Origin of the sequence: Burkholderia sp. BCC0097 (assembly GCF_902832985.1) — a bacterium.
Classification (GTDB): Bacteria; Pseudomonadota; Gammaproteobacteria; order Burkholderiales; family Burkholderiaceae; genus Burkholderia; species Burkholderia orbicola.
In genome coordinates this window covers 14,690-34,690 of sequence record NZ_CADFDM010000004.1, presented here as the reverse complement: position 1 = coordinate 34,690, position 20,001 = coordinate 14,690, and the positions used below count along the sequence as shown (strand labels likewise).

15 protein-coding genes are annotated in these 20,001 nt (G+C 69.2%); 6 read left to right on the top strand and 9 right to left on the bottom strand.

Annotated elements, in window-relative coordinates; translation table 11 throughout:
• Positions 1-2 precede the first annotated feature (2 nt).
• Genes HWX07_RS13950 through HWX07_RS13940 form a run of 3 tightly spaced genes read right to left on the bottom strand, consistent with a single transcriptional unit; the run spans position 3 to position 4,160 of the window.
• On the bottom strand, positions 3-680 hold the full coding sequence (locus HWX07_RS13950) for a DUF3304 domain-containing protein (RefSeq protein ID WP_175876596.1): 678 nt from the start codon (positions 678-680) through the stop codon (positions 3-5).
• Between the two features lie 56 nt (positions 681-736).
• The gene (locus tag HWX07_RS13945) at positions 737-1,642 is read right to left on the bottom strand and encodes a DUF4123 domain-containing protein (RefSeq protein WP_175767107.1); all 906 of its coding nucleotides are present in this window, start codon (positions 1,640-1,642) and stop codon (positions 737-739) included.
• 13 nt (positions 1,643-1,655) lie between these two features.
• Positions 1,656-4,160, bottom strand: a complete 2,505-nt coding sequence (locus HWX07_RS13940) for a type VI secretion system Vgr family protein (RefSeq protein WP_175876595.1) — start codon at positions 4,158-4,160, stop codon at positions 1,656-1,658.
• 356 nt (positions 4,161-4,516) lie between these two features.
• Here HWX07_RS13940 and HWX07_RS13935 point away from each other — a divergent pair, with 356 nt between their 5' ends.
• The gene (locus HWX07_RS13935; protein WP_175876594.1) at positions 4,517-5,464 is read left to right on the top strand and encodes an aldo/keto reductase; all 948 of its coding nucleotides are present in this window, start codon (positions 4,517-4,519) and stop codon (positions 5,462-5,464) included.
• A 216-nt stretch (positions 5,465-5,680) separates the two neighbouring features.
• On the opposite strand, the gene HWX07_RS13930 is transcribed toward HWX07_RS13935, so the two are convergent.
• Positions 5,681-6,661, bottom strand: coding sequence for a helix-turn-helix domain-containing protein (locus tag HWX07_RS13930; protein WP_175876593.1), 981 nt, complete (start codon positions 6,659-6,661; stop codon positions 5,681-5,683).
• A gap of 175 nt (positions 6,662-6,836) precedes the next feature.
• On the opposite strand from HWX07_RS13930, the gene HWX07_RS13925 reads away from it, so the two are divergent.
• The 5 genes from HWX07_RS13925 to HWX07_RS13905 all read left to right on the top strand — a co-directional run bounded on the left by HWX07_RS13925 (position 6,837) and on the right by HWX07_RS13905 (position 11,789).
• On the top strand, positions 6,837-7,370 hold the full coding sequence (locus tag HWX07_RS13925; RefSeq protein ID WP_006480150.1) for a 2,4'-dihydroxyacetophenone dioxygenase family protein: 534 nt from the start codon (positions 6,837-6,839) through the stop codon (positions 7,368-7,370).
• 18 nt (positions 7,371-7,388) lie between these two features.
• Positions 7,389-8,693 (top strand): MFS transporter, encoded by a 1,305-nt coding sequence (locus HWX07_RS13920; protein ID WP_175876592.1) that lies wholly within the window; start codon positions 7,389-7,391, stop codon positions 8,691-8,693.
• Between the two features lies 1 nt (position 8,694).
• Positions 8,695-9,816, top strand: coding sequence for a 2,3-butanediol dehydrogenase (locus HWX07_RS13915; RefSeq protein WP_175876591.1), 1,122 nt, complete (start codon positions 8,695-8,697; stop codon positions 9,814-9,816).
• Positions 9,794-10,516 carry an SDR family oxidoreductase gene (locus tag HWX07_RS13910; protein ID WP_175876590.1) on the top strand — a complete coding sequence of 241 codons (723 nt, stop codon included), beginning with the start codon at positions 9,794-9,796 and terminating at the stop codon, positions 10,514-10,516. Before HWX07_RS13915 ends, HWX07_RS13910 begins: the two co-directional genes overlap by 23 nt.
• A 181-nt stretch (positions 10,517-10,697) precedes the next feature.
• Positions 10,698-11,789 (top strand): porin, encoded by a 1,092-nt coding sequence (locus tag HWX07_RS13905; RefSeq protein WP_175876589.1) that lies wholly within the window; start codon positions 10,698-10,700, stop codon positions 11,787-11,789.
• A gap of 67 nt (positions 11,790-11,856) precedes the next feature.
• Here the strand turns inward: HWX07_RS13905 and HWX07_RS13900 are convergent, their stop codons facing one another.
• The 5 genes from HWX07_RS13900 to HWX07_RS13880 form a co-directional block, all read right to left on the bottom strand.
• A complete protein-coding gene (locus HWX07_RS13900) occupies positions 11,857-14,094 on the bottom strand; it encodes a TOMM precursor leader peptide-binding protein (protein WP_175876588.1) in 2,238 nt (745 codons plus the stop codon).
• Between the two features lie 93 nt (positions 14,095-14,187).
• Positions 14,188-14,550, bottom strand: a complete 363-nt coding sequence (locus tag HWX07_RS13895) for a BMA_0021/BMA_0022 family TOMM bacteriocin (protein ID WP_175876587.1) — start codon at positions 14,548-14,550, stop codon at positions 14,188-14,190.
• A 16-nt stretch (positions 14,551-14,566) separates the two neighbouring features.
• The gene (locus tag HWX07_RS13890; protein ID WP_175876586.1) at positions 14,567-14,911 is read right to left on the bottom strand and encodes a BMA_0021/BMA_0022 family TOMM bacteriocin; all 345 of its coding nucleotides are present in this window, start codon (positions 14,909-14,911) and stop codon (positions 14,567-14,569) included.
• Between the two features lie 33 nt (positions 14,912-14,944).
• Complete coding sequence (locus HWX07_RS13885; RefSeq protein WP_175876585.1) at positions 14,945-18,997, bottom strand: TOMM system kinase/cyclase fusion protein; 4,053 nt, start codon at positions 18,995-18,997, stop codon at positions 14,945-14,947.
• Positions 18,994-19,995 carry an FHA domain-containing protein gene (locus HWX07_RS13880; RefSeq protein ID WP_175767121.1) on the bottom strand — a complete coding sequence of 334 codons (1,002 nt, stop codon included), beginning with the start codon at positions 19,993-19,995 and terminating at the stop codon, positions 18,994-18,996. The genes HWX07_RS13885 and HWX07_RS13880 overlap by 4 nt, the downstream gene beginning before the upstream one ends.
• Positions 19,996-20,001 lie beyond the last annotated feature (6 nt).

The window sequence follows — 20,001 nt, the reverse complement described above, 5'->3', positions numbered from 1 at the left end:
CGTCAATTCCACTGGGCCGGCTTCTTGCGCCCATAGAACGGATTGGGAATTTCCTTCAGGCACGCGCGGTCGGTAAGCTTGCGCTGCGCGTCGCGCTTCGACAGGGCCACCTTCGGGTCCGGGCCGTCGGCGCCGAAATCCATGTCGCCTTCCACGCGGCCATCGGGGAAGAAGTGCAGCACGATACCGCCGCTCTTGTCCTTGACGGGCGGGCGCGTGACCGTGATCTCGCCTTCGCACCACGCCATCCCCGGCTGGGTTTCCCGGTGGGTGTACGGGTCGTAGTTCGCGGACGACGCTTCCATCGCGCGTTTGTCGACCACGCGCTCCCACCACACCTTGAACGTCTTCGGGGTCTTCCAGCGGAAATCCCATGCGAGACTCGGGCGCGAGCCGCCGCCGCCGGACCAGTATTTCGCGCTCCGCGGCGTGGCATGCGCGCCGTCGGCGCTCGCCGCATCGTCGAGGCTGTTCTTCTCGGGCGGCAGCAGATAGACGCCGTAGATGTCGTAATCCGTATAGTTGAAGGACCCGGCCGTGATGATGTCGTAGTTCGAGTCGTTCCATTTGTTCACTTCGCCGGGCGCCAAGCTATCCTTTTCGGCATCGTTCACGCTCTTGCTGCACGCAGCCGTGGAAAACACCATCACGGACAGCAAAGTGATCCAGCAGCGGTTCATATTGAACTTCCTTCTCTTCCAGTCGATTTCATTCGAGTCGCGTTGCACACGCGCCATCACCCGGCCGCTTCCTGCATCCGCCGCCAGTCCTCCGCCGGCACCCGCGCCAGCGCGTCCGGAAACGCCTCGCCCTGCGCCACCGCGTCGAACACGGCGGCCATCGCCGGATGCTCGTCGAAGCGCGCGCCGTAGCGCAACGCCAGTTCGCAATAGATCAGCAGCGACGCCGCACTTTCGGCGCCGTGCGCCTGGCAGCGTGCCAGTTGATCGCGCACGAAGCCGTAATGCTGCGCGGCCGGCAATGACGCCAGCAGCGCGGGCTTTTCGACACGCAGCCGCTCGAGCATCGTGTACGGATAGCAGGCGGCGAGCAGATCGTCTTCCTGCGCCTGGGTCAACTGCAGCGGAAACTCGGCGGCCTGCCTGACGGTGGCGGGCGCGGCGATGTCCGCCGTCTGGAGCTGCAGCGCGGTATCGCGGTGAATCCAGTGCCGCACGCCCTGCGCCAGATAAGCGCGATGGGCGGCGGGCAGCATGTCGAGCCAGAACGGCAGCACGCGCGGATCGAAGAAGCGCATCAGCATCACGCTCTCCATCTGCTCGAGCTGGACATCGACCATCGGCGCCAGATGCGCGGCCAGTCGCTCGAGCGACAGCGGCGACACGAGCACGCTCGCCGCCGGCCACGGAATGCTGCGCGGCTCGAGCGCGTCCGCGGCCTCGGCACCGTCGGCGGCGGGCTGCCATTCGAACAGCAGCGGCCCGACGACTCTCGCGTCGTCGTCGGTGTCGTCGTCGAGCAGCGAGGCCGCGACGAACGCGGGCCACGACGCCTTGTCATCGTCCGGCAACGTATCGAGCAATGCGCCGTCGATCAGGACGTAAGCGCGCAGCCCGTCCTGCGACGACAGCGCCGCCTGCAGCGCGTCGGCCGCCTGCGCGGCGATCAGGTCATTCGTCATGCGCGGCCCTGCCTCACGCCTTGGCCGCGAACGGCGACGCCATCGATGCCGCGTTGACCATGCACGGCGCGCACGCCGTGCCGGGGAACACGCGCGCGGGCACCGGCAGGCTGTCCGGCCCGATGAACGTATGCGACGCCGCATGCGCGGTGAATTCGCCCTTGGTCCCGTGCACGATGCCGCTGCCGTTCCAGCGCGTATAGCTGGTCCCGCCGTTGATCAGGACTTCTTCCTTCGCGGTGATGGTGATGCGGTTCGCATCGACCTTCACGTCCAGCTTGGCGAGCACGTTGACGCTGTCCTTGAGCGCCTGGATGTCGATGTCGGCCGCGGCGGCCACGAGTCGGATGCCTTTCTCGAACGCGGCGACGCGCACCGCCTCCTGCGCGCTGACCAGCATGCTCTTGCCCGCGCCGATGCTCGTGTGGGCGCCGCTCGTCAACGCGACGTGCTGGTCGCTCGCGACATGGGTCGACCCCGTCGTCGTCGCCAGAATCCCCGCCGGGCTGGCGAGCGCGAGGAACGGCTGCGCGAACTCCGGAAACTCGCCCTGCTGCGGATTGCCGCCGCTACCCCTCAGGCCGTCGTTCTGCGTCCTGAGCGCCTGATGGACGGCATCCTGATCGCCGGACTCCTGCGCCTTCACGTCGTGCGCGGACCCCGACAACGATTCGTGCAGGTCGTGCGCCTTGTCGAGGCGCGCGACGGTCTCGCCGATGTCGGTCGCATGGGCACGCGCGTCGTAGCGCGCCTCGCTGGTCACGAGCAGGCCCTTGGCCGCCCGTACCGCGCCATGCGCGTCGGTCCGCAATTCGAAGCCGCGGGCGCGCTGATCGGTGCGCCCCTGGGTCGCGTCGATGCGGACGTTGTGCCCGAGCGTCAGTTCGCTCGCGTCGGTATCGCTGCGCAGCTTCAGCTGGAGCTGCTGCGGCGTATCGTCGAGCAGCACGTGGTTCGAGCGTCCGCCCGCCGCATTGCCGCTGTCGCCCGACAGCTCGCGACTGCGCAGGCCGGTCAGCACGTGCTGGTCGGGCAGCGCCCATGGCGGCATCCGTTCCGCGTTGTACGTGGTGCCCGACACGACGGGCCGGTCGGGATTGCCGTCGAGGCACATCACGAGCACCTCGCTGCCCACGCGCGGATGCGCGATCATGCCCTTCTCGCCGCCCGCCCAGCCGGCGGCCACGCGAATCCGCGCGCTGATCTGCGCTGCACGATCCCAGTGATAGACGATGCAGACGCGCCCGTACTCGTCGACGTCGACGCTGCCGGCTCCCTTCGCGCCGGCGACGGTCGCGGTTTGCGGCGCCAGCACGCGCACCGGTTCGCTGTTGAACCCGCGCCCCGGGCGCCACGGCGTACGTCGATGGCCCGCGACGAAACGGTTGCGATACTCGGGCTTGCCGTCGGCCTGCAGATAATTGTTCGCCGCTTCGTGACGGGCTTCGAGAATCAGGTACTCGTGATCCTGCGGGCTGCCCGACGCCACGCTGAAGTGATCGGACAGCTGGAACCAGCGCCCGGGCAGGATGCCGTGATGATTTCCGGCCGCGTCGAAACGCGTCGCGGCCGCCTCGATCTCTTCCATCCGCACACGCGCGAGCGCGTCGCCGGCGCGCGTCTGCTTCGCGAAACCGTAGTGCCCCACGTATTCGTGATGCTCGACCTGCGGCGCGACACCCGGCGGATGCAGCGTCGGAATCTGCGCGTGGGCCGCATGCGGCGCCTTGAAGTCGAACGCCGTCGCGCTGTAACTGCCGGCCGATAGGGACCGTACCGCGGACCATTGCGAAATGGCGTCGGCGGCCATCGGGCCGTCGTGCGTCTGGAAGCGGATCTGCGGCGAGCGGCCGTCGACGGCCGGGCACTGCACCGTGCTGTCGTCGCCGACGATCAGCTTCAGGCCTTTCTCGTCGTGCTCCCACCAGTACAGGAACCCGACGGCTTCCAGATGGCGAACGATGTAGTTCCAGTCGCTTTCGCCGAGCCCGCCGCCCTGGACGTTCATCGTGCGCGCCGGATCGTCGCCGCGCACGCGCCACTCCCAAGACGGCGCGAGCCCCTGGTAGTCGGCAAGCAGCGTGCCGATCTGCTGCTGCAGCGATTGGCCGAGGAACAGGCGGTTGTTCACGCGGGTCCGCAGGAAGTGACTCCACGGGCGCAGCACCGCGCGATATTCCGCGATCGAATCGTCGTTGCGGACCAGCGAAAACTCGGTGCAGTAACCGGTGAAATAACGCAGGCCGCCGTCGGGGCGCACCATCGACACCGCGAGCAGCTTGCCCAGCATGTCGGCCAGCGTGACGCCCGCCTCGCCGGACAACAGCGTCACCTCGAACGTGAAATCGAGCCCGAGCCCTTCGTGCGCGACGAGACGCTCGGCCACCAGCCGCGCCGGACGTTGCCGCCCGTACGAGTCGGTCACCGACGGCGCGTCGTCGTGGGGGAAAGACAGCGCGAGCAGGCGTTTGTCTTGCTGGAAAAACGGGGTTCGAATGAATGCCGCCAGGTCAGCCATGACCGCCTCAGAATGATTTTTCGTTCGTGTGGCAGCGGCCCGCTGCCTCCCTTAATTTTGGGATGAAAGGATATCGTAGACAACGCGCCGCGACAACGTTGACGCCATGCGTCATTTCCCTAACCTGGCACGGAAAATCGGTAATAAATACAGTGCCTTGCGCGCGGCGGGGCCGGCGCTCGAACGGAGGTCGCCGCCGTGATGATGTCGCCGCGTCCGGCATGCCGGCGCACGCGCGCGAAACCTGCCGGTTGGCGCGCCGGCGGCGGAACCTCGCGACGCGCTTCGCCGTCTCAACGCGACCGGCTTCACGTCCCGCAGTCCCCTCCCGTCACCCGCAGCTTACGGAGCAGAACATGGCACATCGCACCCTCGGTACATCCAGCATCCAGGTTTCGCCGCTCGCGTTCGGCGGCAACGTCTTCGGCTGGACCGTCGACGAAAACGCATCGTTCGCGTTGCTCGACGCGCTCGCCGACACCGGCATCAACTTCATCGACACGGCCGACGTCTATTCGGCCTGGGTTCCCGGCAACCACGGCGGCGAATCGGAAACGATCATCGGCAAGTGGCTGAAGCGCTCCGGCAAGCGCGAACAGGTCGTGATCGCGACCAAGGTCGGGCTCCTCGGCACGCGCGCAGGGCTGTCGAAAGACAACATCCTGAAGGCCGTCGACGATTCGCTGCGCCGCCTGCAGACCGACTACATCGACCTGTATTTCTCGCACCGCGATCTCGCCGACACGGCACCGCTCGAAGAAACGCTCGGCGCGTATCAAACGCTGATCGATGCGGGCAAGGTGCGCATCATCGGCGCGTCGAACTACAGCGGCGCACGGCTGCGCGAAGCCGCGGCCATCAGCGCGCGCGACGCACTGCCCGCCTACCAGGTCATCCAGCCCGAATACAACCTGCTCAACCGCGCCGACTACGAACGCGATCTCGAGCCGGTCGTGCGCGACCTGAAGCTCGGCGTCGTCAACTACTACGCGCTCGCGAGCGGGTTCCTGTCGGGCAAGTACCGCAGTGAAGCCGACCTGAAGAAGAGCGTGCGCGGCGATCGCGTCGCCGGCTATCTGAACGAACGCGGGCTGCGCATTCTCGCGGCGCTCGACGCCGTATCGGCGAAGCACGGCACGCAGCCGGCCGCGATCGCGCTCGCCTGGCAGATCGCGCGGCCGACGATCACCGCGCCGATCGCGAGCGCGACGTCGCTCGAGCAGCTCGCGCTGCTCGGTGAAGCGATCCGCGTCACGCTCGATCAGGACGACGTCCGTCAGATCGACGAAGCCAGCGCGCCCTGAAGTCCGTGGCGCTGGCAGCGCCGGCCGGGAGAACAGCATCGCGGTTCCACGGCCGGCCTGCGATGCGCGCAAGGTGGATGGAGCCATGGCGGGCAGCCGGTGGCCGCGCGGTTCGACCGCGCTTCCTCGTGCCGAACCTGACCACACCCTCGCCGCGCCGCAAACGAAAACGGCGCGTGATGCACGCGCCGCCGCCAAACCATCCGCAAACCGCCGTCAGCCCGCGGCCTCGCGCGCCGCATCGCGCAGCGCCATCGGCGACGCGCCGTAGCGCTCGCGGATCGCGCGGCTGAAATGCGCCTGGCTCGAAAACCCCCAGCGAAACGCGATCTCGCCGATGCTCGTCTTGCGCAGCCGCGCATCCGTCAGCTCGCGATGCGCGTGCGACAGCCGTTCCGACCAGATGTGCTGCGTGATCGACTCGCCTTCGGCCGCGAAGAGGCGGCCCAGATGCCGCAGCGACAGCCCGACCGCATCGGCGACGGCCTGCGGCCCGAGTTCCGGCTCGCCCAGATGCGTCGCGATGTACTGCTTCGCGGTCAGCAGGTACGACAGCGACGCGCGCGAGGCGCCCGCACCGTTCACTTCCGCGTCGATGAGTTCCGCGATCAGCGTGCGCGTGTGCTCGGCGAACCGCGCGGCGTCGCGCTCCACCGGCGCCTTCATGAACCGCTCGACGCTCGCGCGCAATGTTGCGCCGAGCATCGCGCCCGCGCCCGGCTTCGGCGCGATCCGCAGCGGCAGCGCGGCCAGTTCCGCATCGAGGCGGTCGTCGAACGTCGTGATCGGGATATCGATCAGCAACTGCCGCATCGGCGTCAGGAATCCGAACAGATACGGCACGCGGGTGTCGTAGACGACGAGATCGCCGGCCTCCGCGAGCAGGCACCGGTCGTGCTGGATGAAATACGCGTGCCCGCTCAGGATCTGGCACGCGAACAGCGACTCCTTCGGCAACTGACGCACCAGCGCGGGGCTGCGCTCGATCACGTGATCCTGCCCGCTGATGTCGGCGATGCCGAGGCCCGGCAGCGCGATATCGGTCTTCTCGGCTTCCAGCCCCGCCGGCGACAGCGACGAGCAGCGCAGGCCGACCAGCGTCGCCGCGTTGAACGCATCCCAGTACGCCATCCGGTCGCGCGCCGGCACGTCGGCCGTCGAGCCTCGCGTGCGTGAAAAAACGGTCGAATTCGTCACGTCGCCTCCTGCTGGCGCCTGTCGTGCGGAGCGGCACGGATTGGGGGATGGTTCGTCTGGATTCCGGTGCGATGCAATGTCCGGCGCGGTCAAGCAATGCGTCCCGCCCAGTCAAGAGCGGCGCGCGCCGGCTGGCTAAAGTCGAGCCCACGACAACCCATGAAGGAGACACCCCGTGGTCGACAAAGCCGTATCCGAATTCTGGCAAAACATTCCGGCGATTGCCAATCCGTTCAAGCCCGATGCGCTGCCCGAGGCCTACATCCCGAACGCGGCCACCGACGACGAGCGCTATTACGTTCCGTTCACCGAAACGGTTTCGTCGCGGCCGCTGTGGATCTCGCCGTCGCAGAACAAATGGTGCGACATCCTGATGGCGAAGGAAGCCGGGCTCGTGAACCGGCACTATCACCCGCACGAGGTGTTCGCGTACACGCTGTCGGGGAAATGGGGTTACCTCGAACACGAATGGACCGCGACGCGCGGCGATTTCGTGTACGAGACGCCGGGCGAGGGCCACACGCTCGTCGCGTTCGATCACCCCGAGCCGATGCGCGCGTTCTTCATCGTCAAGGGCCCGCTGATCTGGCTCGACGACGCAGGCAATCCCGACGGCTATTTCGACGTGCATTCGTACATCGCGATGTGCAAGGCGCATTACGAGAAGGTCGGCCTCGGCGCGCAAGCGGTCGAGAAGCTGTTCCGCTGACGCGCGGCGAGGCTCACGATGACGTCCCCTTCCTCCTCCCGGCGCGCCTGGACGTACGAGAACAGGCTGCTGCTGATCCTGTTCATGACGTTCGGCTTCGTGTTCTTCGACCGCCTCGCGCTGTCGTTCCTGTTTCCGTTCATGTCGGCCGAGCTGCACCTGACGAACACGCAGCTCGGCATGGTGTCGTCCGCGCTCGCGCTCACATGGGCGCTGTCGGGCGCCGCGACCGGCGCGTGGTCCGACGCGCGCGGCACCCGCAAGCCGCTGCTGGTCGCGGCCGTGCTCGGCTTTTCCGTGTGCTCGGCGCTGTCGGGGCTCGTCGGCGGCTTCGCGAGCCTGCTCGCGTTTCGCGCGCTGATGGGCATCGCCGAAGGCCCCGTGCTGCCGCTGTCGCAATCGCTGATGGTCGAGAGTTCGACGCCGAGCCGCCGCGGGCTGAACATGGGCCTGCTGCAAGGCTCGGCCGCCGGCCTGCTCGGCGCGATGATCGGCCCGCCGGTCGTGATCGGCATCGCCACCGCGTACGGCTGGCGCGAGGCGTTCTACGTGTCGTGCATTCCGGGCTTCCTGATCGCGTTCTGCATCTGGCGCTGGGTGCGCGAAGCGCCGCCCGGCGGCGTGCGCCACGTGCAGGCCGATACCGCCGCGGTACCGGCCGCAAGCGGCGCCGAGCTCAGCCGCTGGGCATTGCTGAAGGAGCGCAACATCCTGCTCTGCGTGCTGATCAGCTGCTTCTTTCTCACGTGGTTCGTCGTGATCATCTCGTTCGCGCCGGTGTTCCTCGTGGAAAGCCGTCACCTGGCGCCGTCCGACATGGGCGTGGTGATGACCTGCCTCGGCGCCGCGTGGGTGTTCTGGGGCTTCGCGGTACCGGCGATCTCCGACCGGATCGGCCGCAAGCCGACGATGATCGGGTTCGCGCTGATCGCGTCCATGTGCCCGGTCGTGCTGATCCACGTCGGCTCGGTCTGGGCGCTCGGCGCGCTCGTGTTCGTCACGTACACGGGCCTCGGCTGCTTCACGCTGTTCATGGCGACGATCCCGGCCGAAACCGTGCCGCCGCGTGCGATCGCAAGCGCGCTCGGGCTGATCATGGGCGCCGGCGAGCTGATCGGCGGCTTCGTCGCGCCGACCGTCGCCGGCTTCGCGGCGGACAGGTACGGCCTGCAGTTTGCGATGTGGACCTCGACCACCGGCGCGCTCCTCGCGTGCGTGCTGTCGTTCGGTCTCGTCGAAACCGCGCCGGCCGTGCTGCGCAAGCGCGCGCCCGCAGGCGCCGCGGCCGGCCGCCTCGATACGCACAATCTCGGAGGACGCTGACATGCGCGCACTTCAATGGCATGGCCCGCGCGACGTCCGTCTCGTGGAAATCGACACGCCGCGCGTCGGCCCCCGCGACGTGCGCATCGCGGTCGCCTATTGCGGGATCTGCGGCAGCGACCTGCACGAATACGCGGACGGCCCGCACGCGATTCCTGTCGATGCGCCGCATCCGCTGTCGCGCCGCACCGCGCCGCTGACGCTTGGCCACGAGTTCTGCGGCACCGTCGTCGAAGTCGGCGCAGGCGTGACGACGCTGCGCGCGGGCGACCGCGTCGCGGTCGAACCCGAGTATCGCTGCAGCCAGTGCGCGTACTGCCGTTCGGGGTCGTACAACCTGTGCGTATCGATGGGCTTCGCCGGGCTGATGGGCGACGGCGGGATGGCCGACTTCGCGGTCGTGCCGGCCTACATGCTGCATCGGCTGCCCGACGGCGTGAGCCTCGAACAGGCCGCGCTGATGGAGCCGGCCGCCGTTGCGCTGCACGCGCTGCGGCGCGGCGAACTGCGGCTCGGCGAGACCTGCGCGGTGTTCGGGCTCGGGCCGATCGGCCTGCTGCTGATCATGCTCGCGAAGCTGCAGGGCGCGACCACGATCGTCGCTGTCGACGTGTCGCCCGAACGGCTCGCGGCCGCCACGCGCTTCGGTGCGACGCATGCATTCGATGCGCGCGGGCTCGATGCCGCCGCGTTGCAGGACGCGATTCGCGCGGCCACGGGCGGGCTCGGCGTCGATACGAGTTTCGAGGCGGCCGGGTTGCAGGCCACGTTCGAATCGGCGATGCACGCACTGCGCAAGGGCGGCCGCGTCGTGATGGTCGGCCTGATGCCGCACGCGGGTTTCGACGCGTTCCGCGCGGTCAACGACGAGCTGACCGTCACCACGAGCGTCGGCTACCGGCACGCATACGAAGACCTGCTGCGCATCGTCGCGTCGGGCACGCTCGACCTCACGTCGATCGTCACGCGCACCGTGTCGCTCGAGGATGCCGTCGCCGACGGCTTCGACGCGCTGCTCGCCGATCGCACGCAGATCAAGATCCTCGTTTCACCCACGCAACGGCCGGCCCGTCGCGCGTCCACCACCGGGAGCATCGAGCATGAGTCATCAATGGGCGTTTGACGGGCAGTCCGTCGTGGTGACGGGCGGCACATCGGGCATCGGCGCGCGCACCGCGCTGCGGTTCGCGCAGGCCGGCGCATCGGTCGTCGCGCTCGGGCTCGACGCCACCGGCCCGCATGCGCCCGTGCATGCCGGTGTCCGATGCGTGGAACTCGACGTGGCCGACGGCGCGGCACTGACGCGCACGATCGCCGCGCTGCCGCGGCTCGGCGTGCTCGTCAACGGCGTGGGCATCAGCCGGCACGCGGATGAATACCGGATGGACCAGTTCGAGCACGTGCTGAGCGTGAACCTGACGTCGGTGATGCGGGCATCCGACGCCGCGCGGCCCGCGCTGGCGGCCAACGGCGGCAGCATCGTCAATATCGCGTCGATGTACACGTACTTCGGCAGCAAGGACCGGCCCGCGTACAGCGCGAGCAAGGGCGGCATCGCGCAGCTCACGCGTTCGCTCGCGCAGGCGTGGGCCGATCGCGGCATCCGCGTGAACGCGGTCGCGCCCGGCTGGATCGACACGCCGCTCAGCAGCGGGTTGATGGCCGACATGCAGGCGTCGCGCCGCACTCTCGAGCGCACGCCGCTCGGGCGCTGGGGCACGGCCGACGAAGTCGCGGAAGTGATCCTGTTCCTGTGCTCGCCCGGCGCGTCGTTCGTCACCGGCGCGGTCGTGCCGGTGGACGGCGGGTATTCGACGGTCTAGCGCGCGGCGCGCGGGCCGCGGGCGGTCACCGGAGCGACGCGACCTGCCGATGCCCGTTGCGCGCCACGCTCCCTTTGACCGTCGCTGAACCGGGTTCGCCCGGTTCATGTTTCTTCATATCAATCAGTAGTCCCATTAAAAATATCCGGCTCGATCGGATCATGTGAGGAGCACTTTGGAGATGACGAAAAAGACCTTTCTGGCGCTCACGGCCTGCGCGCTTCCGGCCGCGGCGTTCGCGCAGAGCAGCGTGACGATGTTCGGGCTGATGGATGCCGGCATCAGCTACGTCAGCAATCAAGGCGGCCACGACGCCGCTAAATTCGACGACAACATCTTCTTTCCGAACCTGCTCGGCTTCGAGGGCAAGGAGGATCTCGGCGCGGGCACGCTTGCGATCTTCCGGCTCGTCAACCAGTATTCGCTCGGCAACGGCTCGATCATCGGCGGCGGGCTGTTCGCGCGCACCGCCTATGTCGGGTTGCAGAACGACCGGTACGGCACGCTGACGCTCGGCAACCAGTACGAATTCATGGTCGACGCACTGGCCGCAAGCGGCAACGAGATCGCGCAGGATCTCGTCGGCCTGTACGGCTTTCGCAACGGGCCGTTCGATCGACTCGCGCTGCCGAACAACCCGACCGGCGCGTTCGACTGGGACCGCGTCGCGGGCAGCAATCGCGTCGCGAATTCGGTCAAGTACACGAGCCCGTCGCTGTCGGGCCTGACCGTCGGCGCGCTGTACGGCTTCGGCAACGTCGCGGGATCGGTCGGCGCGAACAACACGGTCAGCGTCGGCGCCAGCTACGACCACGGCCCGTTCGGCGCGGGCGCCGCCTATACGAACCAGAAATACGGCGCGGCCGACGGGCTGCCGCCCACCAGCGTACGCAACTGGGGCGCGGGCGTGCACTACACGGTCGGTACGGTCACGGCCAAGGCGCTCGTCACGACCGTGCACAATGCGCGCAACGGCGCGGGCGCGTGGTCGGCGGAAGCCGGCGCCGCGTGGCGGCCGTCGCCGGTATGGGTGATCGGCGCGAGCTACACGTACATGAAGGGCAACGATACGCTCGACAACGCGCACGCGCATCAGTTGCTCGCCGCCATCCAGTACTGGCTGTCGAAGCGCACGATGGTGTACGTGGCGGGCGTGCATCAACGCGCGAGCCATGGCAGCAACGCGCAGATCAACGGCGTGATGGACGCGAACGGCGCGTCGAGCGGCGCGTTGCAGTCGATCGCGCGGGTGGGGTTCAGTACTCGGTTCTGATCCGGTGCGGGCTGTCGGCGGTACGGCGTCCGGCGCCGTTCGCCGACGACACGATTCCGCGCTCGGATCACAGAAACAGCAGCGCCGGATTCAACGCCGTTTCGTCGCACGGCTGCGCGCGCCAGCCCAGCGCCACCGGCACCGAATACAGCCGCCGCGCGCCGAAACGCGGCCAGAAATGGCACAGCCCCGGTGCGATCACCTGCACCACGGACAAGCCGATGTCGGGCCGCGTCTTGTCGACGACGAGCACGTCCATGCCGGCTGCCGCGATGCGCCCAACACACTCCGCGATCACCGCCGGCAACGACGCGGCATCGGCCGACTGCCACGTCGAAGGCGTCGTTGCCGGCATACCTGCCGCCGGATACAGAAATCCGGTCGACGAAAGCGTGTCGCGATCCCATGGATGCGGCGCATCCGCCGCGATATCGAGCAACTGATTGACTTCAGTCAGCGCCCGCTGCACCGCGATCCGGCCATCGGGATGACAACCGAAGCCAATCGAGAAACGCCCGTCCCGCGGATTCTCCGCGAGCGCGACCACGGTCGGCACCGCGAGATCGGTCGTGATGTCGAGCGCCCAAACGCGCCATCCGAGCGTCGCGTATTCGTGCACGAGCGCGTCGAAATACGGATCGTCGAAAGCCGCGAGATCGATGCCGGGGCGCGCGATCCGGTTGTACCACCAGATCGCGACCGCATCGCGCTCGATCAACTCGAGCATGCCTTGCAGAATCGCCTCGTCGAGGCTCGAGCCTGCCGCGCAGCCGTTCGGGTTGTGCACGCAGGCGGCCGTGGCCTGCGCGCTGTCGGGCGTTTCCGCGTAGCAGTAGCTCAGCGGCACGAGGCGGCGCCGGCCGTTCACGAGCGACCACGCAGGCGTCCAGTCGATCACGTCGCGCGACGTGAAGCGCGGAGGCACCTGCTTGCGGACATCGCGGGTCAATGCGTTGATCGCGTCGCGCGCGTCGAATTGCCGTTCGCTGAACTGCTGAAGCGCGTTCACATGGATTGGTTCGGCGTCGCAGGCCGGATCGGCGCGCAGGCTGTCGAGGCTGCCGGTCACCGTCGCCTCGTCGCCCTGATACACGCTGCTGAAGCGTTCGAGCGCCTCGCACAGCGCGCTGGTGCGGGCCTGCTCGTCGGTGCGGCCCTTGCCGGAGCAGAGCCGGTCGAACCGGTTGCTGTCCGGCACGGCGGCCGGGCATACGAGAAAGCCCGACGCGTAGACCTTGCGCAGGCCCGCGTGCCGCTTCGGCATCGGGTGCAGATACGCGATCGCGCCGCTGACCGGCGAAATCAGATGCGCGTGACGCGCGAACACCTGTTGCGGATCGGCGCTCCGGTAGCCGCCGTCTGCCCGCGCCAGCGGCGCATCCCCGGCGAGCCGCGGCGCACGCGCCGCCTGCTCGCGCATCCACGCGGGATTGCCGCAGCACGGGCATTGCGGCCGCCTGACCACGCGGTGCCGTTCGACGCCCAGCGTGTCGAGGCGATGCGCGATGAGGTGCGTTTGCGCACGTTCCGCGACCGCGCGGTTGACCGCGAGCTGCTCGACCGTCGCGGCCACGAGCGCAGCCGCGGCGGCGGTGGCCGCACGCGAGGCGGCCACCGGTACACGCGTCGCTTCGCTGCCGTGATGGCGCGCCAGCAACGCCTCGACCGGCCGGTTGACGCGCATCCAGTAGCGCACGCATTCGATGCACGGCGCCTCGGCGAGCGCGCCGCCGCCAGCCAGCAACGGCCCGATCAGCGTCTGCACGCCGCCGGTCGCCACGACGAGCAGCGCACCGCCGCGCGCCGCCACGCGGGCGGCGCACGCGGCGAGATCGTCACGGTCGTGCGTATCGACGATCGCGACCGTCAGTTCGGCCTCCTTTGCGATGCCGATACCGGCCGCGTCGAGTGCGCGCCGGAGCGCCGCACCGTCCGCACCGAACCTCTCCACCGCGACCCGCAGTTGGGCCATGCCCGCGCACGCGGCGTCGCCGTCGAGCCCGGCCCGTTCGAAGAAGCCGCGCGCCGCATCGTCGCCGTGCGGCGGATCGGCGCGCACGTAGCCGCGCCGCACCAAGTGATCGAGCCGCGCGAGCACGTCCCATTCGCCGAACGTGCCGGCCAGCGACGTCACGATCTCGGCAATCGTCATGCGCGCCCGCAGGCACGCGGCGATCCGCACGAAGATCGCGCCGGACAGCATCGCGCGCCTGAATTCGTCGACGACGAACAGCGTCTCGGGCCCGGCATCGAGCACGAGCAGGTGCGGCTTGAAGCGCAATACGCGCGAAAGATCATCGAGCATGCGTCGGGTTCCGTGCGACGGGTCGGACAAACGTCGCGCGGCCCGTGCAACCTCTCCGGGCCGCGCGACGGTGCGCGGGTCGGCCGCGCCCGCTCAACAGCAGGTGAACAGGTAGCACGGCCCCGCGTCGCAGTAGGCCGCGAGCGCCACGGCCTCCTCGTCCAGGTGCGTCGGCTGCTCCGGTATGCCGACCGTCATCACGTTGCGCGGCAGGTTCCAGCGCCCGCCGCCTTTCCCGTCGCTCGTCCAGCCATGATCGCCGCCCGTCTTCTCGATGTCGATATCGATGATCCATGGGCACTGATAGCCGAAGTATTTCGCGAGCGTATCCAGCGGCCGGGCCAGCAGTTCGGCCTTGAACGCCGGGTCGCGCCACGAGAGCGCGATCGCGCGCAGATAGACCTTCTGAAACTCCAGCATCGATTCGAGCGTCGGATTAGCGTTGTCCTTTGCCATGTCGGTTTCCCCGGAGTCATTCCATGATGGTGACGTGGTCCGCGTTGTACGCGGCCAGCGCCTGCGCGAACTGCGCGTCGTCCGCCGGCGCGGGCGGCAGGTACAGCGTGAGCCTGTTTTTCTGGCCGGCCGTCCAGTCGCCGTTGACGGTCGGTGTCCACTCCGACGATTTGAGTTGCACCTTCAGGTCGAGCTTGAACGGAAAGTGATAGTCGAACTGCTCGCGCAATGCGTGGACCGGATCGGCTTCGAGCTTGTCGAGAAACGCCGGCGAATGCCAGGCGAGGGCGATTGCCCGGATGACGGTCGCGCGGTATTCGAGAAACTGTTCGTACGTCGGTAATCGAAGATCCTTGCTCATCTTTATGCTCTCCTGAATGACGGTTTGAACTGCTTACGGCAACGACTGCAACGTCGCTTCGGCAAGCCTGGCGATCCGGCCCATGCCCGCCGTCGTTGCAATTTCGACTGCGCGCCGGCATGCGTCCAGCGCGGCCACGCCGCCGCAACGCGGATCGGCGCGGCGTAAGTACTCGCCCTGCTTGAGCAACAGCTGGGCTTCGTAATACCGTTCGCCGCTCGATTCGCACCAGGCGAGGCACTGCCCGACCTGCGCGAGCGCCGCGCCGTAGTCGCCGCGTTCGGCATCCAGCTCGGCAAGCAGCGATGCGTAGTAGGTGAGTCCGAGCAGGCCGCCCGACTGCCGCTGTGCGTCGAGATGCGCGACGACGCCCGCGCGATCGCGCTGCGTCCAGGCATGAATGATCGCGGCGTAGTGCCCGACCGCGCGCAGCCGGTGCGCATCCGCCAGCCGGAGAATCGCCTCCGACACCGCTCGTGCCGCGTCGCGGTCGCCCGCGAGCTGATGCGTGCGCGCGAGGTACATCATCGTGACGCCAAGCGTCGGCAGATGGTCGAGGCAGGTCGCGCAATACACGGCTTCGCGCGCCATCGCGAGCGACGGTTGCGGATCGTCGTCCATGCACCAGCGCACGCTGGCGAGCGACGCCATCGTCCACGCGCGCGTATCGAGCCCCAGGATGCGCCGGTGGCCCGCGTCACGCCGCGCGTCGTAGCCGGCCAGCACCGCGTCGAACGCGGCACGGGCGCGTGCATAGTCGCCGTCGACCCACAGGCTCATGCCGCGCATCGCGTCCGCCGCGACCTGCACGCCCGCCTCGCCGCGCTCGGTCGCGAGCGTGTCGAGCCGCTTGCCGATCCGGCGCACGGTCGAGCGGTCGCCGGCGACGTGGTAGTAGGTCGACAGCGTCCACAACGCGCTGATCTCGAGCTCCGGGTCGTCGAGCGTCTGGGTCTGCCGCAGCAACCGTTCCGCATGCTCGCGTACCTGCGGATCGGCCCAGCCGAATCGCGCCATCGTCGCGTGCGTCAACGTGGCGCGAATGCGCGCACTGTCGTGCTCGCGCTGCGCGTGGTCGGCGGTCGCGAGCCAGTCGAATACGGCCTGCCCGTAGCGGATCGCGTCGTCGTATCGCGAACGTTCGAGCGCGCGCCGCGCCGCATCGATGCCTTGGGCGATCGCGTCCGCGCACGCGCCGGCGCGCGCGAAGTGCCCGGCGACGCCGAACGCGTGCGCACCGGCGCCGCGATCGGCCCGCGCGAGCAGCGCACGGCCGACGCGCGCGTGGTTGCCGCGCCGTACTGCGGGCGGCATCGATTCGTATGCGGCGTCGCGAATCAGCGCATGGCGGAACGCATAGAACACGCGATCGCGCCGATGTTGCGCGTACACGATCCGCTCTTCGAGCAGCAGCCGCAGATGGGCGTCGAGCGTGGCGCGATCATGCGGCGATGCATCGGCGAGCAGCTGCGCATCGACTTCGAGCCCGATGGTCGCGGCGAGCTGCGCGGTGTCGCGTGCGTCGTCGATCCGGTCGAAGGCCAGACCGAGCATGCCGCCAAGACTGAGCGGCAGCGGATAAGGGTCCGTTGCCGAGGGCCCGGCAAGCGGACCGTCCGCACCGCTCACCGTCAGTTCGCGCGCGACGGCCTCGATGAACAGCGGGATGCCCGCGGTGCGATCGGCGAGCCGGTCGAGCCACGCCGGATCGAACGCGCCCGGGCCGAGATGCGCCGACATCAGGCGTTGCGCGTCGTCGCGCGGCAGGCGGCGCAGCACCACGCGGTCGGCCGCGCCGCGCCAGCGCGCGAGCTTGTCGGGGCGCGACGTGAGCACGATGCACAGTGCCGCCGCGCGCGGCGAGCGCCGCAGATACGCGAGAAACTCCTCGGTCGAACGATCGAGCCACTGAACGTCCTCGATCACGAGCAGCACCGGCGCGCCGTTGCCGAGCGACACGAGCAGTTGCTCGAGGACGTCGAACAGCGCGTGCTGCTCGCGCGCGCTCGACCACAGGAGCCCGTTCGCGTCGCAGGGCAGCCCGAGCCAGGTCGCGAGCGCGACACGCGCCGCCGCATGGTCGCAATCGAGCGGCGCGATCATCGCGTCGATCGCCGCGAGCGCCACGCCGGGCGCGCGATCGGCGTCGACGTGCCAGTGCGCGGCGATGAATCGCAGGACCGGAAACAGCGCATGATTCTCGCGTTCGGGCAGGCAGCCGCACTGCGCGAACGCGTGACCCCGGGTCCGCACGGCCTCGCACAGCTCGTGCACGAGCCGCGACTTGCCGAAGCCCGCATCGCCGACGACGAGCCGCGGCACGCCGAGCGGCGCCGGTTCGCCGCGCAGCGCGCGACGATGCCGCCCGAGCGTGTCCTGCCACGCGCGCAGCAGTGCGTCGAACTCACGCGCGCGGCCGACCATGGGCGTCCGTCTGCCGGCATCGAGCGAATCGAACGGCGTATCGGCGTGCCGCTCGCCGAGCAGTTCATGAACCGGCTGCGACACGAGGCCCGCCCGCGCGAGCCGCAACGCGGTCGGCCGCGAATCGGCATGCCGTTCGAGCACGAGCCGCGCATCGTCACTGATCAGAATCTGTCCGGGGCCGGCCAGCCGCAGCAGCCGCGACGCCGCGGCGGACGTCGACACGCCCGACATGTGCGACGCATGCGCGAGCACCTGCCCGACGTGAATCGCGGCGGCCACTTCGACCCGCCAGCCTTCTACCGCGCCGGCCGCAGCACGGCCGCCGGCGGCCGGCGGTGCCGGCAGCCGCGCGCGCTCGGCGACGCGCACCATGTCGAGCGCCGCCCGCACCGCACGGCGGGCGGGCCGGTCGATGTCGCCTTGCAGGCCGAAATGGAACAGCAGCGTGTCGCCGAGCCGTCCGCCCGCATGCGCGCCGTAGCCGACCGCGATATCGGCGCACTTCGTCAGCCACTGTTCCTCGTAGCCGTCGAGCGCCATGCCGTGCTCGGTGCCGGCATGGCGTTGGCGGCCCTCTCCGGCGATCGTCACGCAGCAGCACAGCGTGGTGATCTGCCGGTACTCGCCCACTTCGGCGAGCGTCTCGCCGCGCGGCGCAAGCGGGCGCGAACGCGCTTGCCGGCCGGCGCGACCGGCGTCGAACTGACCGACGAGCGCGGCGAAGTTGAGCGCACGAAACTGCGCCGCGAGCGCGTCGGCAGACGCGGCACGCTGCCGCGGATTCTTGTTCAGTGCGTGCCGCAGCACCGCGCCGAGCGGCAGCGCCGCGATCGACGGCGGAAGCGCGACATCCACCGGGCTCAGCTGCTGATAGAGAATCTCGGCCACGCTGGCGCCCTGCATGACGACCTCGCCCGTCAGGCATTCGAGCACGATCAGGCCCCACGCATACAGGTCGCTGGCGGGCGTCGGCGGCTCGTTGCGCAGTTGCTCCGGCGCGCAGTAGGGCGGCGAACCGAGTACCTCGGTCGCGAGCGTCGCGGTCTGGCGCGCGATGTCTTCGGTACCGGGCAGCAACGCGCCGATGCCGAAATCGAGCAGCTTCGCGTGCGGCCCGTCGTCGGCCATCGCGATCACGATGTTCTGCGGCTTCAGATCGCGATGCACGATGCCGCGCCGATGGGCGGCCGCGAGCGCGTCGAGCACCTGCGTCATGAGCCGCCCCGTGTCGATGGCCGACAGCGGCCCGTCCGCCGCGAGCCGGTCGCGCACCGTCCGGCCCTCGACCAGTTCGAATACGGCGAACAGCCGCCCGTCGGGCGCTTCGCCGCGGTCCAGCAGCGCGACGATGTTCGGATGCCGCAGCGCCTCGCAGAGGCTCGTCTCGCGCCGGAAGCGCGCACGCCGGTGCATCCGCTCCGGTGCAGTCAGCGCGGCATCGTCGCGCATCAGCTTGATGGCGACGGCGTGCCCCGTCTCGTCGCAGGTCGCCCGAAACACCACGCCGTTGCCGCCTTCGCCGAGCAGCGGGCCGAGCCGGTAATGCCATTTGCCGGCGAGCGTCGCAAAAGGCGCCGCGTGCTTCGTCGGTTCAGGTGCATCCGGCCGGGCGACGGGGCGGGATACGGTCGGCAGCACGGCCGGTTCTCCCGCGTTCACGGGCAATGGGCGATCGGGCGCGGCACCGCCAGCGGCACGCCGATACGCGGCCCGGCGGCCGGCACCGACTCGCATTCGAGATGCTCGCCGCGCATCACCCGGAACGGCACATCGCCGAAACGGACGCTGCCGCGCCGGCGCTCGACGAGCTGGCTCGCACCGAGCCCCGGCAGCGCCGCGAACTGGCTCCGCGCGCGATGAATCTGCACGTTGACATGGGACGCGTCGATGCCGAGCATGCGCGCGAGCCGGTCGAGTTCGATCCACCCTTGCGTGGCGGCGTCGTAGCCGGCCTGCATGTCGGCCGAGCGGGCGCGGGCGAGCGTGACGAGGCTGTAGTGATGGGCGCGCTCGCCGAGGTCGACCACGCCGCCGCGGACATGCAGCAGCATGCGCACGTGCTCCTCGTTGCGGCTGACGAGGAATTCGAGCAATGGCGCCGGCGCGGCCGGATCGGCGGGGGCGGCAAGCATCACCGTCGAGCCGTGGCGCGCGAGGGCGAGGCGCCACGCGAAGTCGCCGGTCGACACTTCGTCGCCGTCATGGAGCGCGCGCGGCGGCAACGTGTCGTCGCACAGCCATTCGCCGGCCGGCGAACGGACGATCGTGACCGGCTGCGCGGCAGGCACCGGCAGGATCTGGCACGGCGCCAGCACGATCGGTGCGGCGGCGCCGCGGATCGGCCACAGCGTATCGGCCGGATCGTCGAGCGACTCGACCCGCCACGGCGCGGTGCCGGCCCTGCCGAAGCGGATCACGTCGCCTTGCTGCAGCACCGCATGCTCGCCGTCGCGCAGCGATACGCCCGATACCGACGTGCCGTTGCTGCTGTGATCGTGAAGTTCCCAGAGCCCGCCGACCCAGCGGATATGGGCATGGACGCGGGACACCGAGCCGTCCCGGATGACCGTGTCGCAGCGCGCGTCGTCGCGGCCGAACACGTGATACGCGCGGAGCAGGCATGCGTCTCCGGAAGCGTCGTTCTTGAGTATCGCCATGGCCGC